At 63.5% G+C, this 13794-nt stretch carries 14 protein-coding genes; 5 read left to right on the plus strand and 9 right to left on the minus strand.

The window, feature by feature from the left end; all coding sequences use genetic code 11:
* Positions 1-63 precede the first annotated feature (63 nt).
* Positions 64-855, plus strand: coding sequence for an MBL fold metallo-hydrolase (locus H7B90_RS20405; RefSeq protein WP_185137742.1), 792 nt, complete (start codon positions 64-66; stop codon positions 853-855).
* 94 nt (positions 856-949) lie between these two features.
* Positions 950-1111 carry a hypothetical protein gene (locus H7B90_RS20410; RefSeq protein ID WP_185137743.1) on the plus strand — a complete coding sequence of 54 codons (162 nt, stop codon included), beginning with the start codon at positions 950-952 and terminating at the stop codon, positions 1109-1111.
* 60 nt (positions 1112-1171) lie between these two features.
* Here the strand turns inward: H7B90_RS20410 and H7B90_RS20415 are convergent, their stop codons facing one another.
* From H7B90_RS20415 to H7B90_RS20425, 3 genes are all read right to left on the minus strand, one after another.
* A complete protein-coding gene (locus tag H7B90_RS20415) occupies positions 1172-1462 on the minus strand; it encodes a DUF6509 family protein (protein ID WP_185137744.1) in 291 nt (96 codons plus the stop codon).
* Positions 1463-1536: 74 nt separating this feature from the next.
* Positions 1537-2625 (minus strand): VanZ family protein, encoded by a 1089-nt coding sequence (locus H7B90_RS20420; protein ID WP_185137745.1) that lies wholly within the window; start codon positions 2623-2625, stop codon positions 1537-1539.
* 70 nt (positions 2626-2695) lie between these two features.
* Positions 2696-3808 (minus strand): branched-chain amino acid aminotransferase, encoded by a 1113-nt coding sequence (locus H7B90_RS20425; RefSeq protein ID WP_260411134.1) that lies wholly within the window; start codon positions 3806-3808, stop codon positions 2696-2698.
* 110 nt (positions 3809-3918) lie between these two features.
* Between H7B90_RS20425 and H7B90_RS20430 the strand changes: the two genes are divergently transcribed.
* Positions 3919-4821, plus strand: coding sequence for a LysR family transcriptional regulator (locus H7B90_RS20430; protein ID WP_185137746.1), 903 nt, complete (start codon positions 3919-3921; stop codon positions 4819-4821).
* A 62-nt stretch (positions 4822-4883) separates the two neighbouring features.
* On the plus strand, positions 4884-6413 hold the full coding sequence (locus tag H7B90_RS20435) for an MDR family MFS transporter (RefSeq protein ID WP_185137747.1): 1530 nt from the start codon (positions 4884-4886) through the stop codon (positions 6411-6413).
* A gap of 54 nt (positions 6414-6467) precedes the next feature.
* Here H7B90_RS20435 and H7B90_RS20440 read toward each other — a convergent pair whose 3' ends face one another.
* From H7B90_RS20440 to H7B90_RS20460, 5 genes are all read right to left on the minus strand, one after another.
* Positions 6468-6875: a PilZ domain-containing protein gene (locus H7B90_RS20440; RefSeq protein WP_185137748.1), complete on the minus strand. Its 408-nt coding sequence runs from the start codon at positions 6873-6875 to the stop codon at positions 6468-6470.
* A 15-nt stretch (positions 6876-6890) separates the two neighbouring features.
* Entirely contained in the window at positions 6891-7904 is a 1014-nt protein-coding gene (locus H7B90_RS20445) for an HD-GYP domain-containing protein (protein WP_260411135.1), read from the minus strand.
* Positions 7905-8492: 588 nt separating this feature from the next.
* Positions 8493-10289: a sensor histidine kinase gene (locus H7B90_RS20450; protein WP_185137749.1), complete on the minus strand. Its 1797-nt coding sequence runs from the start codon at positions 10287-10289 to the stop codon at positions 8493-8495.
* Between the two features lie 227 nt (positions 10290-10516).
* Positions 10517-11224 (minus strand): sensor histidine kinase, encoded by a 708-nt coding sequence (locus H7B90_RS20455; RefSeq protein WP_185137750.1) that lies wholly within the window; start codon positions 11222-11224, stop codon positions 10517-10519.
* Between the two features lie 17 nt (positions 11225-11241).
* The gene (locus H7B90_RS20460; RefSeq protein WP_185137751.1) at positions 11242-11799 is read right to left on the minus strand and encodes a cupin domain-containing protein; all 558 of its coding nucleotides are present in this window, start codon (positions 11797-11799) and stop codon (positions 11242-11244) included.
* Between the two features lie 207 nt (positions 11800-12006).
* On the opposite strand from H7B90_RS20460, the gene H7B90_RS20465 reads away from it, so the two are divergent.
* Positions 12007-12540, plus strand: coding sequence for a Crp/Fnr family transcriptional regulator (locus tag H7B90_RS20465; protein ID WP_185137752.1), 534 nt, complete (start codon positions 12007-12009; stop codon positions 12538-12540).
* Here H7B90_RS20465 and hmpA read toward each other — a convergent pair.
* Positions 12495-13718 carry an NO-inducible flavohemoprotein gene (gene hmpA / locus H7B90_RS20470; RefSeq protein WP_185137753.1) on the minus strand — a complete coding sequence of 408 codons (1224 nt, stop codon included), beginning with the start codon at positions 13716-13718 and terminating at the stop codon, positions 12495-12497. The genes H7B90_RS20465 and hmpA overlap by 46 nt on opposite strands.
* Positions 13719-13794 lie beyond the last annotated feature (76 nt).

Genomic DNA, 13794 nt, shown 5'->3' on the forward strand with positions numbered 1-13794 from the left:
CAAGCCCTGCGCATATTCGGCCGCCGCAGGGCCACCCTACTTGGCAGATAGGAGGAATTCCGCATGGAACGAGTACTGCCGGACGACGTCGACTACCTGAGAACGCTGATCGCGAACGTCGTTCTGATCGGCGAGCCAAGCTCCCGGGAATGGGTGCTGGTCGACGCCGGGGTCGCCACGTTCGCCGACACTATCATGGACTTCGCCAAGGAACGGCATGGCTCGGCCCCGCCGCGGGCGATCGTGCTGACCCACGGCCACTTCGACCACGTCGGCTCGCTTCGGGAGCTGCTGGAGGCGTGGCCGAACGTCCCGGTCTACGCGCACGAAGCGGAGCTGCCTTATTTGACCGGCCGGGCCGACTATCCGGAAGCCGATCCGGAAGTGGGCGGCGGTCTGATGGCCCGCCTGTCCCTGCTCTATCCGCACAAGGGAATCGATCTGGGCGACCGGGTGCGGGCGCTGCCGGAGGACGGGACGGTCCCCGGGCTTCCCGGGTGGAGATGGATTCACGCGCCCGGCCATACGAAGGGGCAAGTCGCGTTGTTCCGGGAGGCCGACCGGACGCTCGTCGCGGGAGACGCCTTCATCACGGTCAAGCAGGAGTCCGCCTTCGCCGTCCTGACGCAGGAGAAGGAGATTCACGGACCGCCCGCCTACTTCACGTTCGATTGGGACGGAGCCCGGGAATCCGTGCGGCGGCTGGCGGCGCTGGAGCCGCAAGCGGCGGCGACCGGCCACGGCGTCCCGATGGGAGGAGACGAGCTGAGGCGCGGCCTCGGGCGGCTGGCAGAACAGTTCGACCGGCTGGCCATTCCGGACAACGTATTGGCGAAGGCGAAGACGAGGCCCTGACGGATTCCGCCCCCTGATTGACCCTCCCCCGCTTCGGGTAAACAATCGATGACACCGATTCGCCCAAATTTTTGAGCAGAGGATGGTGGCTGACATGTCGACCCAGCAGCGCAATATCGAAGTGGAGGAGCGCCACGTCGAGCGCAAGTCGGATTCCAGCAAGGTCGCCGCTACGTTTATCAAATACGCGGCTTACCTGATCATTTTCTTCGGAATCCTCATCTTCCTGATCCGGTACGTGTTCCCCATGCTGTGACGGGAACGGACGAAGAGAGAAGAAGAGCCTCGGGCGCAATGCCCGGGCTCTTCGTTGTCGTTACGCCTCCGGAAGATGCTCCCGGCAGAAGGCGGCCAGCTCCGCTTCCTCTTCCTCCTCCAGGTCGACGTCCAGAAGCCGGTTCGTCGTCCTCTCGAGCAGGTCGTACTTCACGATGGCCGACTGCTCCCCTTCGACCCGGAAGATAACCCTCGCGTAGACCCCGTGCTCCGAATGAAGCTCGTCGTCCTCCGGGACGTCCAGGTCGATCAAGAACTCGTAACGCTTGCCCGCCAGAATCCCGAACGGATCCTTCACGAACTCCGCGCTGTATTCCGTTACCTTCAGCATGCCCTCATCCTTTCCAAGCCGCATTCTCCTATTATACACCGATCCTTGCATACGCGATCAGCGCCCGGGCGGCCTCACGTAATGACGTGCCCGGTGCCGCTTCTCGCTTCGTAGAACAGCCTTCTCTTCCGGTTGAAAACGCAGCGCACGAGATGGACGGCGAACGTCGCGTCCATCGCGAACAGCCCGACGGCGTACGGGATGAGCAGCACGGGCGGGAACTGGCGCACGGCGACCGCCGGGTAGGCCAGGTTCAGCCCCGCGACGATCAGGTACAGCAGGCCGTACCGGACGAAGAGCTCGCCCGCCCGGATGCGTTCGTCCCGCCCGCGCAGCCGGATCCGGACGACCCACTTGCCTGGGGTGAGGCCGTTCGTGGAATAGGGGATCGCCATGAAGTAGACGGCGATGAGCAGCGTATACGCGTAAGGGAACGGGATCCGAAGGATCGCCAGGATGGCGCCGGCCGGAAGCAGGATCAGCCAATCGATGGCCGCGGCCAACGCCCGGCGGGTATACGTCACCCTCTTCGCAGACAGATCCACGCTCTCGTCCAGCTTGTCGATCCGGGGCAGATGGGACGCGAGCCATTCGGCCGCAAGATACCCGATCAACCCGCCGAGCGTGTTCGTGATCAGGTCGTCGACGTCGAACAGCCGGTACGGATAGTCGTAGATGCCGTAGATCCCCGTCACCTGCGTTACCTCGAAGAAGAGCGACAGCGCGAAGGAGAACGCCAGGCAGCGGACCCAATTCGCCCGGAAGTAATACCGGAGGAACAGGCCGAACGGCACCGTCAGGGCGACGTTGAACGCCACCTGGAGGAAGGCCCTCTCCTTCAGCAGATGCCAGTAGGTCGAAGGTTCGTTCGCCCGAACCGCCGTCTCCCGGGCGATGTCGGAGAGGAAGTTGAACGGGATCCATTGGAAGTACGAGTTCGCCTTCGGGGGACTGTTATGGAACGAAGAAGGCAGCGGCAGAAGGATCAGATAGACGGCGTTCATGAGATACAGCAGCAGCAAATACAAGATGAGAGCCCGGTATTTGTGAATATACCCGTGACGCCGGTATTGGACGATCAGGAACGGGACCGTGAAGAACGCCGCCGCGATCGGGAACGTGAAGAAGGCGTAAGAGATCGGGAACAAATAAGAGTGAAGCATGCGCGCACCTGCCCATTAAGGAAATCGAGACTTCTACTATACAGGATTTTCCCCTTGGGCGCTAAATGAATCAGGGCTGGCCGTCCAACGGCTCCGTCCACCCGAACGGATCCGGCGCTCTCCCGTACTGGATGGCGGTAAGCGATCCGTAGATCCGCCGGCACAGCTCCCCGGTCTCTCCGCCGCCGACGACGCGCCGCTCGCCCCGCCAGTGCAGCTCTCCGATCGGGGAGACGACGGCGGCCGTGCCCGTCCCGAACGCTTCCTTCAGGCCGCCCGACTCATGGGCTTCCACAATCTCGTCGATGGAGATCGCCCGTTCCTCCACGGGGACGTCCCAGCTTCGCAGCAGCCGGATCGCCGAATCCCGCGTCACTCCGGCCAGGATGCTTCCGCCGAGCGCGGGCGTCACCGCCGCGTCGCCGATCCGGAAGAAGACGTTCATGCTGCCGACCTCTTCGATATACCGCCGGTGGACGCCATCCAGCCACAGCACCTGAGCGTGCCCGGCTTCCGCCGCCCCCTCCTGCGCCCTCAGCCCGGAGGCGTAGTTGCCCCCGGTCTTCGCCGCTCCCAAGCCGCCGCGAACGGCCCGGACGTAATCCGGCTCCACGTGGATGCTCACCGGCCGGATCCCTTGCGCGTAATAAGCGCCGACCGGCGACAGGATGACGACGAACCGGTATTGCCGGGAGGGGGACACGCCCAGCGCCGGCTCGGTCGCGATAATGAACGGCCGGATGTAAAGCGACGTCCCCGGCTCGGACGGAACCCAGTCCCGGTCGAGCCGGACGAGCTCCTTCAGCGCGCGAAGCGCGAGCTCTTCGTCGATGGGCGGAATGCTGAGCCTCTCGTTCGACCGGTTCAGCCGGGCCAGATTGCTGCGCGGCCGGAACAGCAGAATGCGCCCTTCGTCCGTGCGGTAAGCCTTCAACCCTTCGAACGCGGTCTGTGCGTAATGGAACGCCTTGGCGGCGGGGTCCAGCGCGATTGGCCCGTAAGGCACGATCCGGGGATGATGCCAGCCCTCCCCTGCGTCGTAATCCATCAGGAACATATGGTCGGTGAAAAAACGTCCGAAGCCTAGCGCCTCCCCCTGCGGCTTCTCCTTCGGACTCGACGTCCTCTCAATCTCGATCTCGTAAGCGCCCATCGTACCCATCTCCTCTTGGCAATTCGCCATTCATTCGTACTCGTAATTGTAGGATAGCCGTCCGCGTCGTATATTTGAAATATCGGTTTTGTACGAATATCATACCTATTCGGTATGGAAGGAAGAGGGGCGAAGACGAGATGGATTTCCGACAGCTGCGTTATTTCCTGGCGGTGGCGAACGAAGGGCAGGTAACGGGCGCCGCCCGGCTGCTCAACATGGAGCAGCCCCCGCTCAGCCGGCAGATGAAGCAGCTCGAGCGGGAGCTCGGCGTAACGCTGTTCGACCGGAGCGGCAAGCGCCTGCGGCTGACCGCCGCCGGGGAACTGCTGCGGGAGCGGGCCGAGGCTCTGCTCGCCAGGCTCGGCGAGACCGAGAAGGAAGTGCGGGAGCTGGACGAAGGCGTCCGGGGGGTGCTCTCCATCGGCGCGGTCGTCTCCTGCGTCTCCCTCCTTCCGGGCCCGATCCGCCGGTTCCGGGAGCAGCACCCCCAGGTGACGTTCAAGATTCGGGAGGGCGACCACTTCCTGCTCAGCGAGCAGCTCGACAAGCGGACGATCGAATTGGCCGTCACCCGGCTCCCCTTCGAAGCCCCCTTCGATCCGGCCCGTTACGAAGTCCGGCCTCTACCTTCGGACCCGTTCGCCGCCCTGCTCCCGGCCTCCTGGGTCCCCGCCTCCCGGGCGAGGGAGATGGAGATGCGGGAGCTGGCCCGTTATCCGCTGCTGACGCTGAAGACGGAGCATACCCGGGCCATGCACGAGAGAGTATGGGAGGAGTTCCGCCTGCACGGTCTGAACCCCGAGCCGCTGTGCGAATGCTCCAGCGTGGCGATCATCGTCGCCCTGGTCGCGGCCGGCATCGGCGCCACCGTGCTGCCGAAGTCGGTCGTGGCTTCGTTCCCGTCGGCGAATATCGCGGTGTTCGATCTGCCGAAGACCGGGTTCCGGTCCGACGTCGGCCTCGTCTGGCTCAAGGACCGCTATTTGTCCCGGAGCGCCCGACGTTTTATCGAGATTTTCGCCGACCCTCGAGAACACTGACAGAGAGTTGTCAGCATTCCCTCCGTATACTTGGGTCATAACCAAGGCAATGGAGGATGAATATGCGTACGCAAAAGAATCGCAATACCGGCATCGTGGTCGGCGGGCTTCTGCTCGCCATTCTGATGGCTTCGATGGACAACACGATCATGGCGACCGCGATGGGATCGATCATCGGGGAATTGGGAGGACTCGACAAGTTCGTGTGGGTGACCTCGGCCTATATGGTGGCCGAGATGGCGGGAATGCCGATCTTCGGCAAGCTGTCGGACATGTACGGGCGCAAGCGCTTCTTCGTCTTCGGCATCGTCGTCTTCATGCTCGGCTCCGCCCTGTGCGGGATGGCGTCTTCGATCGTGGAGCTGAGCGTCTACCGCGCGATTCAAGGCATCGGCGCCGGGGCGCTGATGCCGATCACCTTCGCCATCATGTTCGACGCGGTCGAGCCGGAGAAGCGGGGCAAGCTGAGCGGCTTGTTCGGGGCCGTGTTCGGAATGTCCAGCATCTTCGGGCCGCTCGTCGGCGCTTATCTCACCGACCACGTCAGCTGGCAGTGGAACTTCTACATCAATCTGCCCATCGGCCTGATCGCGCTCGCGATGATCGCGTTCTTCTACCGGGAATCGATGGAACGCTCCAGGCAGCGAATCGACTGGCTGGGAGCGGCGACGCTCGTCGGGGCGATCGTCGCCCTGATGTTCGCCCTCGAGCTGGGCGGCAAGCAGTTCGCCTGGGATTCGGCGCCGATCGCCGGCCTGTTCGCGGCCTTCGCGGTTCTCGCCGTCGCCTTCGTCTTCGCCGAGCGCCGCGCGAAGGAGCCGATCGTCTCTTTTCTCATGTTCAAGAACCGCCTCTTCGCCACGAGCAACGCGCTCGCCATGCTGAGCAGCGCGGCCTATATGGTCGCTTCCATGTACATTCCGATCTACATCCAGGGGGTGCTGGGCGGCTCCGCGACGAACTCGGGCCTCGTGCTGCTGCCGATGATGCTGGCTTCGGTCGTAACCGCGACGATCGGCGGCGCGCTGATCACGAAGCTGTCCTACCGCTCGCTGCTGGTCCTGCCCTTGATCGTCTTCGTGGCGGGCATCGCGCTGCTGACGACGCTGACGGAGGAGACCCCGCGGCTGACCGTCACCTTCTACATGATCCTGGTCGGCCTCGGCATCGGCGTCTCGTTCTCCGTGCTGAGCAGCGCGGCGGTTCATTCCTTCCCGATGCGGCAGCGGGGAGCGGCCAACTCCACGCTCACGTTCCTGCGCTCCCTCGGCATGTCGCTCGGCATCACCGTCTTCGGGATCGTCCAGAACCATTCCTTGTCGCGCCGGATGAGCGAAGCCTTCTCGGGCGACGCCTCCGCCGTCCAAGGTCTCGACTTCGGCGATCCGCACGCCCTGATGGACCCCGCCGCCCGCTCGCACATCCCCGGACCGGCGCTCGACCGCATCGCGGAAGGCCTCTCGTCGTCCATCGCCGTCACGTTCGCGTGGGGACTCATTCCGGCCGCTCTCGCGCTGGCCGCCGCTCTCCTCATGAGCCGCGAGAAGCTCGACCCCCGCGCCGAAGCGGAAGCTTACGCCGCCTCGCATTGAGAAGAATCCAAGGACGCCCGGCTCCGGGCGTCCTTGTGCGCGTTGCGGCCGCGCCTACGTCCAGGCGTCGGCCGGGACGATGCCCTCGTTCACGAGCTGCTTCCACTCGGCGTAGGCCCGGATCTCCTCTTCCAGTTCGTCCCGGTGCGTCTCCTCGAGCTGGATGCCGTACGCGAAGGCCGGCGTCCGCTCCTCCTGCCAGATCATCGTGCCCCGCAGCTCCAGCTCCCGCGTCAGCCGAACCGAGAGAATCACCTTGCATTCGTTGTCCGGCAGGCGGAAGTTCAGAGCCGACTCCAGCTTGCAGCCCTGCGGGCTCATATCGATCAGAAGAGCCTGCCCTGGCTTGCTGCGGACGGCGAAGCCGTTCGCCTCGCGCAGCCGGATCAGGCAGGGCAATTCCGGCACGAACGAATAGCGGTAAGGCTCGCCGCGCCTCGTTAATTCCGAAGCATCTTCCATAGACTCCGATTCTCCTTATACGATAATTTCTTGAATCTGAAGGTGGCGTTCCACGCTGAGATCGATATACTCCCGGTTCACCCTCACGAGAGGCCGGGTATCGTCGTGAGGGTTGATCCGAACGACCACGCCCCATCGGCCGTCCGTCAGCTTCACGCTCCGGCCGATCAGGTGGCGGATCAGATTGTTCAGGAATACGGTGACGACGTTAGGGTCCAATTCGCCGAAGGCCCCGTGTCTCATGCGGGCTACCACCTCGTGGAACGGAAGCGGCTCGTGGTACGGCCGCCTGGACGACATCGCGTGGAACACGTCTGCAACCGCGACGATCCGGCTCATCGGGTCCGTCTCGGAGCTCCGCAGCCGCTGCGGGTACCCGCTTCCGTCCGTTCGCTCGTGGTGCTGAAGCGCGACGAGCGCGACCCGGGGCGACAATCCGCTCGTCCCCGCCAGCAGCTCGTACCCGTAGGCGGCATGCCGCTTCATCTCGGCGAATTCCTCCTCGGTCAATTTGCCGGGCTTGAGCAGGATCTCTTCCGGGATTCGGACCTTCCCCACGTCGTGCAAGGTGGCCGCGAGCGCCAGCAGGGCGAGCTCCTCTTCGTCCAAGCCCATCCAGCGGCCGATCATCGCGGACAGAACGCCGACGCCGATATTGTGCCGGTGCGTGTATTCGTCCTTCGCCTTCACCGATTCGAACAGCCGGAACAGATCGGGGTGCCGGGACGCCTCCCGGACGATCGGGATGAGCTCCCTCTCGATCTCCCGCGCCGGAATCTCCCCGCTCGCGCGGATGCGGTCGAACAGGTCCTTCGAATACTCCGACGCCTCCCGGATGGACTCGGCGGGGGACTCCGCTTCCGGCTCCTCGCCTGCGATCGTATACACGTCGGAGTGATGAACCCGGTGCTGCCTCAGCAGCCTTATCGATTCCGGGTCGAGCATGGCGCGCGCCGGGACGAGCAGCAGCCCGGAATCGCTGACGATATCGTATTTGGTCCTCTTGCCTAGCAGCGCTTCCAATGTCATTCTTTATCAGCTCCGTTAATATCTAGTTAATACCCCTCTTATTCCCTTATCGGCGCTGAACCCGGCATAGTGAACCCATCGCTCCAGTATAACAACCGGCTCTGAAAGAATAATGAACAAATTCCGGGAGAAATCGACATGAATAGCTAAAGCGGCCTGCCAGGGCCTAATTTGCGTTAAGATTCGCATTTGAACCATATATTTGCGCCGGATGAAGGGGATCGAGACGGGAGGGATAGGAGTCGGGCGGGATAGGAGTCGGACGAACGAGCGGGGGAGCGGTCCGGGCGCGGTTCGATAGGCCGGAGAGCGGATCGGGAGGCCGGCGCGACAAGGGGCGAACCCCCGCGAAGCCGGCGCCGGCGCCGAACCGGGGCCGGGACGGGTAACGGATTCAAGCGACGCTATTTCGCCGATAGCGGGAGATATTTGTTTCTAACGAATCGCAGCGACGCTAATTCGTTCCGAGAGCCCCTTTGTCCCCTTCGGTTGCCCCCATAACGACGCTTGGAACGCGAACGGCCCGGAAACGCCAAATAACCCATTCGCCCTCGGCTCATGGGTTGTCCAGCGTCGCGCTATATCCGATCAATCGCCGTCGCCGGCCGCCTCTCCGCCACCTTCCCGAGGGGGCATCGCCGGGACGGAGAACGACAGCGTGCTCCCTTGCCCCGGAACGCTGTCGGCCCGGAGGACGCCCCCGTTCAGGCGGACGAATTCCTTGGCGATGGCGAGCCCCAGTCCCAGCCCCCTCTCTCCTTCCGTGCCAATCCCGGAGACCGGGTCGGCGTCCCGGAGCAGGCATTGTTCCGCTTCCGGCGCCAGTCCCCGGCCCGTATCGCGGACGTGGAAGGCGACCCGGTCCTCCTCCTTCCGCGCGCCGACTTGGACGAATCCGCCGGCGTCGGTGAACTTGATCGCGTTGGAGAGCAGGTTCCTCAGAATCGAAGCGAGCATCCCTTTATCCCCGTAGACCGTCAAGTCCTCCCGGATGTCGGCCTCGATCCGGATCCGCTTCATCTCCGCGCGGATTCGCGCGGAATCGACGGCTTGCCGGACGAGCGAGGCCGCGTCCCCGAGCGTCGGTCGGAAGGCTCCGCTCTCCCTCTGGCTCCGGAACCAGTCCAGCAGCGTCTCCACCAGTTGGAACGTGTCGACGACCTGCCCCCTCAGCTCCTGGAACGCCTCTAGATTGTCGCCGGCCAGCTCCTCGAGCTCCCTCTCCAGCAGCTCGGTCAGGCTGATCAGCACCGCCAGCGGATCCCGGATGTCGTGGGCGACCACGGTGAACAGGCGATCCTTGAACGCGTTCAGCCGCTCCAACTGGCGGGCGCCCTCCAGAAGCTTCTCCTGCTGGTCCAACCATTCGGTAATCTCGTGGAACATCAGCATCTTGCCGATCGGCCGGCGTCCCTTGTCGTACACGATCGACAGCTTGTAATCGTAATGCCGGGCTCCGTCCGGCCCTTCGATCGGGAGCCGGCTCTCGGCGGCTTGCTCCCGGCGGATCGATTCGAGGAGCTCCGGGTGCTTGTCCAGCAAGGGAACGATCGAGCCGGAATGGCGCTTGACGTTCCGCAGCTCCTCGAACACGCGCAGCGCCGCCCGGTTGAAGTTCACGACGTTGTTGTCGAAGTCGAGAATGACGACGCCGTCCAGCATCGTCTCGAACGCTTGCTCGAGGGCGATCGGGGCGAGACGGAGCAGGTTGAACCGGTAGATTCCCCAAATATAGAACAGGCCCGACAAGACGAAGGAGAACGGAATGAGGTCCAGGTTGCTTCCGAACGGCTTCAGCACGTAGATGACGTTCAGCGCCCAAGGCGCGGCCGCCCCGAGCGCCATGACGGCGATCTGCTTCCGGACGACGGGCACGGCCTTCGCGTACGCGAACGCGAACAGCGCCATTCCGGCAGCGGCCTCCAGGTAGTTGTAGGTAATGTGCACCCAATACCAGGGCCCTTTGACCAGCACGGTCGAGATTATCGCATCCGCGTCGTAACGGACTTCCCTGTAGAAGAGGTGATGGTAATCGTTCGTATAGTGCAGAAGCAAAGTCAGGACCGGGATTGCGAACAGAAGAGCGTAGACCCCTCTCTTCAAGACGGCTTCCCTCCCGGTATATTGCAGGACGAAGACGAGCCACAGCGTGGAGATGAACGGGATTCCGAGGTATTCGACCTTCAGCCAGAATTTGACGCTCTCCAGGTCGCGGCCGACGATCTCGAACGCATAGCCGAACGAATAGACGGCCGCGGCCAGCATGGCGAGCGCGGTGCTTCGCGCGACGGGCAGCCGGCGCTTCCGGAACGCCAGGAAGGAGATGTACAGCATGAGCAAGGCGGCGATCAGCAGCACAATGGACATGATATTGGGGATTTCCATCCGTTTAGCTCCTGTTGCGGCCGTCTCGAGCAGCGTGCCGATACGGAGGAGATCGCTCCCGGTACGCCGACCCTCGTCGGCCGCGAGGGGATCCGGGTCGGCCCGGCGCGGCGAGCCGCGGCATTCCGGGCTTGCGGTCGGTCGTTATTTTATTACGGGGAGAAGAGGAATGCAAGCGTAGGGGAAAAGAGGAAGCGTCCCGAGCGCGATTCAAGCGGCCCCGCGCTTCAATGCGGGAAGATCGGGTCCCCGACGGGCAGCCGGACCCGGAACCGGTAGCCTCCCTCGGGCGAGGCGACCACGTCCATCGTCCCTCCGAGAGCGCCGACCCGGCTTCGCATCGCGCATAAGCCGATGCCGGGATCGGAGCAGCCTGCGGCGGGGGAGCCGTCGTTAGCCATGAGCAGCTCCAGCAGATCGTCCCGGATCGCGATGGACACGGAGAACCGGGTGCAGCGGCCATGGCGGATTCCGTTCGTAAGGCCTTCCCGCACCGCATGATAAAGAACCTTCTGCTGGGCGGGGGCAAGCCGGTTCAGGGGAACCGATACTTCGGACTCGACGGTCGCTCCCGTCATGTCCCGGGTCGTCTCCAGCAGCTGGCCGAGCGCTTCTTCCAGATCGATGCCGGCTTCCTGTCCCGGCGGCCCCTTCAGCGTCCGAACGGACCGGCGAATATCGTCCAGTCCGAGCCGCATGAACTCCTGCAGCCGCTCCATCCTCCGCATGCTCTCTTGGGGATTCTCCCGGAGCAGCCGGCGAATGGCTTCCAACTGAACGATGGCTGTCGTGAACGTAAAGCCGGCGATGTCGTGCAGATCGTCGGCGAGGCGTCTGCGCTCCGCCTGGATCTGCTGCTCGGCGGAATCCGCCGCCGTCTCGTCCGAAGCCATATAGGGCTGCCGGTCCAACTCGTCGTCTAACGGGTGCCTCATCGGTCGCTAACCTCCGATCATCTGCAATACGTATGAAGCAGCCGCTCTTCCACGCCGCGCCGCTTGGCGATCCGGTACAGCAAGCCGAAGATTCCCCTCTGCAGCCGGACGGGAATTCCCTTCAAGTACGTCTCGCCGAGCTCGAAGATGACGGCCAACTCGAGAACGCTGCGGGGAATTCCGGACTTCGGGCGCACCTTGCCGTCCCGGGCCAGCCCGTACGAGATCCGGAGCACCTGCTCGAAGCGTCTGGCCGGGTCGATCTTGACGCGGAAGACGATCGTCTCCCCGCCCGGGTTGAAGAAGCGGTGCAGCGTTCCCGGAGGAGCCGACGCGGTCTGCCCCGGCCGGAGCTCGAGATGCTCCCCGTCCAGCTCCAGATGCGCCGTTCCGATCACCGCCTCGAAGCGTTCGGTGAAGGCGAGGTGATAATGAAGGCCTACCCCTCCCCCGGGAGCCAGCTCGACTTCCACGTATTCATAGGCGCCGCCGGTCTCGTCCGCGGTCTCGAGGAAGGTGACCCGGTCTTGGACGAGCGGGTTCTCGATCGTTCTTGCCAATGTCGACTGTGGCATCTTGCTCAAGCCGCCTTTCGTTCACCCCGAGGGGGATGCTATACCCCCACCATAGCATCCGGATTCCAGGTCCGTGAACTATACCCCGGTATAATTCGATAGTATAATCGGGTTGTATTCGGGCTCGGGCTTGATATTCGAAAACAAAGCAAACGCCGAAAGCCCGCCGAAGCGGGCTCTCGAAGACAGCCAATCGAGGGATGAAGCATGATCATTCATAAAGGCGAAGTGCTGTTCCGGCAGGGGGACTCGGGCTCGCTGTTCCATCTGAAGAGCGGCCTGCTCAAGATCGTCCGCACCCAGGAGGACGGAACGGTCCACCTGATGAACCTGATCGTCCCGGACGAGATCATTCCCCATCATTCGCTCATCTCGCCGGGACCGTGCCACGGCACGGCCGTGGCGCTCATGACGAGCGAAGTCGAACGGATTCCCGCGGCGGAATGGTACCGCTCCCTGGAGCAGGACGCCGACAAATGCCGCATGATCGCCGGCAAGCTTCAGGACAAGCTGAGAATGATGCAGCAGCGGATCGACCAGCTGACCGCCGCGACGCCAGCGGACAAGCTGAGGAAGTTCGAGGCCTGGTTCCATTCCTACATCGCTCCCTCGGCTCTGACCGACGTGCTGACCCAAGACGAGATCGGCCAATTCATCGGATTGCGCCGCGAGACGGTCAACCGGCTGCTGCGGGCTCAGTCGTCGGCGTCCAAGGAGCCGGCCGGGCCGAAGAATTCGTAATGGATGTCCTCCGCGGGAACGCCCCGCTCGCTCAGCGCCTTGCGGATCGCCTTCATGAACGCGACCGGTCCGCAGAAGTAATAAGCGGCCGATTCGGACGGAATCACCTTCTTCAGCCATTCCGCATCGATATAGCCTTGATGGTCGAAGGCTTTGTCTTGGACGTCCTGCTCCGTCGGACGAGTGTAGCTCCAATGGACGGATACGCGGGGGTTCGACCGGGCGATCTCCTCGACATGCCGCTTCATCGCGTGCACCCGCCCGTTGCGGGCCGAGTGGATGAAGACGACCGGCCGGGACGAGCCTTCGGCCAGCGCGTTCAGCATGCTGAGCGTCGGCGTGAGGCCGACGCCGCCGCTGATGAGAACGACGGGACGCGCGTCGCCGCGGTCCAGCACGAAGTCTCCCGCCGGAGCCGACAGCCGGAGCGTATCCCCTTCTTTTACCTGCTCGTGCAGATAGTTGCTGACCTTCCCGTCCGGGTCGTCCCCGCAGCCTTCCTCCCGCTTGACGGATATCCGGTAATAAGGCTTGCCGGGAGCGTCGGACAGGCTGTATTGGCGAATGTGCTCGTACTTCTCGCCCGGAATGCTCATCGTGATGCTGATATATTGGCCCGCCTCGAAGCTGGCGAGCGCGCCGCCGTCCGACGGGACGAGGTAGAAGGACGTGATGACGTCGCTCTCCCGCTCCTTCCGGTCCACGCGGAACTCGCGCAAGCCGGCCCAGCCGCCTTCCTGCCGTTCGGACCGGTCGTACATCTCGGCTTCGACGCCGATGAACGCGTCCGCGATGACGCCGTACGCCTCGGCCCAGGCGCCGATAATCTCGTCCGTGGCCGCGTCGCCGAGCACGTCCTTGATCGCGGCCAGCAGGTTCTCCCCGACGATCGGATAGTGCTCCGGCTTGACCCCGAGGCTGCGATGCTTGTGCGCGATCTGCTTCACGACCGGGAGAATGTCCCCCAAGCGGTCGATATGCTGGGCGGCGGCGTAGACGGCGTTGGCCAGCGCGGTCTGCTGCCGGCCCTTCTGCTGATTGGCATGGTTGAAAATATTCAAAAGCTCCGGATGGCTCGAGAACAGCCGCTGGTAGAACCGCGTCGTGATCGCGACTCCGTGCACCTCCAGAACCGGAACGGTGGATTTGATGATCTCGATCGTTTTCGGGTCTAGCATGGGAATCTCCTCGCTTTCGATGGGGGGTTACGCCCAAGTATAAGCATTCGCGATGAGAGGCCTTGTGATTCCAATC

This window comes from Cohnella xylanilytica, assembly GCF_014212175.1.
In the GTDB taxonomy this organism is placed as follows: domain Bacteria; phylum Bacillota; class Bacilli; order Paenibacillales; family Paenibacillaceae; genus Cohnella; species Cohnella xylanilytica.

Excerpts from the sequence above, each read along its gene's own strand:
- H7B90_RS20425 (WP_260411134.1), bottom strand. The coding sequence starts at position 3,808 with ATGGCGAATTGCCAAGAGGAGATGGGTACGATGGGCGCTTACGAGATC.
- H7B90_RS20440 (WP_185137748.1), bottom strand. The coding sequence starts at position 6,875 with ATGGAAGATGCTTCGGAATTAACGAGGCGCGGCGAGCCTTACCGCTAT.
- H7B90_RS20410 (WP_185137743.1), top strand. The coding sequence starts at position 950 with ATGTCGACCCAGCAGCGCAATATCGAAGTGGAGGAGCGCCACGTCGAG.
- H7B90_RS20435 (WP_185137747.1), top strand. The coding sequence starts at position 4,884 with ATGCGTACGCAAAAGAATCGCAATACCGGCATCGTGGTCGGCGGGCTT.
- H7B90_RS20430 (WP_185137746.1), top strand. The coding sequence starts at position 3,919 with ATGGATTTCCGACAGCTGCGTTATTTCCTGGCGGTGGCGAACGAAGGG.
- hmpA (WP_185137753.1), bottom strand. The coding sequence starts at position 13,718 with ATGCTAGACCCGAAAACGATCGAGATCATCAAATCCACCGTTCCGGTT.
- H7B90_RS20420 (WP_185137745.1), bottom strand. The coding sequence starts at position 2,625 with ATGCTTCACTCTTATTTGTTCCCGATCTCTTACGCCTTCTTCACGTTC.
- H7B90_RS20415 (WP_185137744.1), bottom strand. The coding sequence starts at position 1,462 with ATGCTGAAGGTAACGGAATACAGCGCGGAGTTCGTGAAGGATCCGTTC.
- H7B90_RS20465 (WP_185137752.1), top strand. The coding sequence starts at position 12,007 with ATGATCATTCATAAAGGCGAAGTGCTGTTCCGGCAGGGGGACTCGGGC.
- H7B90_RS20455 (WP_185137750.1), bottom strand. The coding sequence starts at position 11,224 with ATGAGGCACCCGTTAGACGACGAGTTGGACCGGCAGCCCTATATGGCT.
- H7B90_RS20450 (WP_185137749.1), bottom strand. The coding sequence starts at position 10,289 with ATGGAAATCCCCAATATCATGTCCATTGTGCTGCTGATCGCCGCCTTG.
- H7B90_RS20460 (WP_185137751.1), bottom strand. The coding sequence starts at position 11,799 with ATGCCACAGTCGACATTGGCAAGAACGATCGAGAACCCGCTCGTCCAA.
- H7B90_RS20445 (WP_260411135.1), bottom strand. The coding sequence starts at position 7,904 with ATGACATTGGAAGCGCTGCTAGGCAAGAGGACCAAATACGATATCGTC.
- H7B90_RS20405 (WP_185137742.1), top strand. The coding sequence starts at position 64 with ATGGAACGAGTACTGCCGGACGACGTCGACTACCTGAGAACGCTGATC.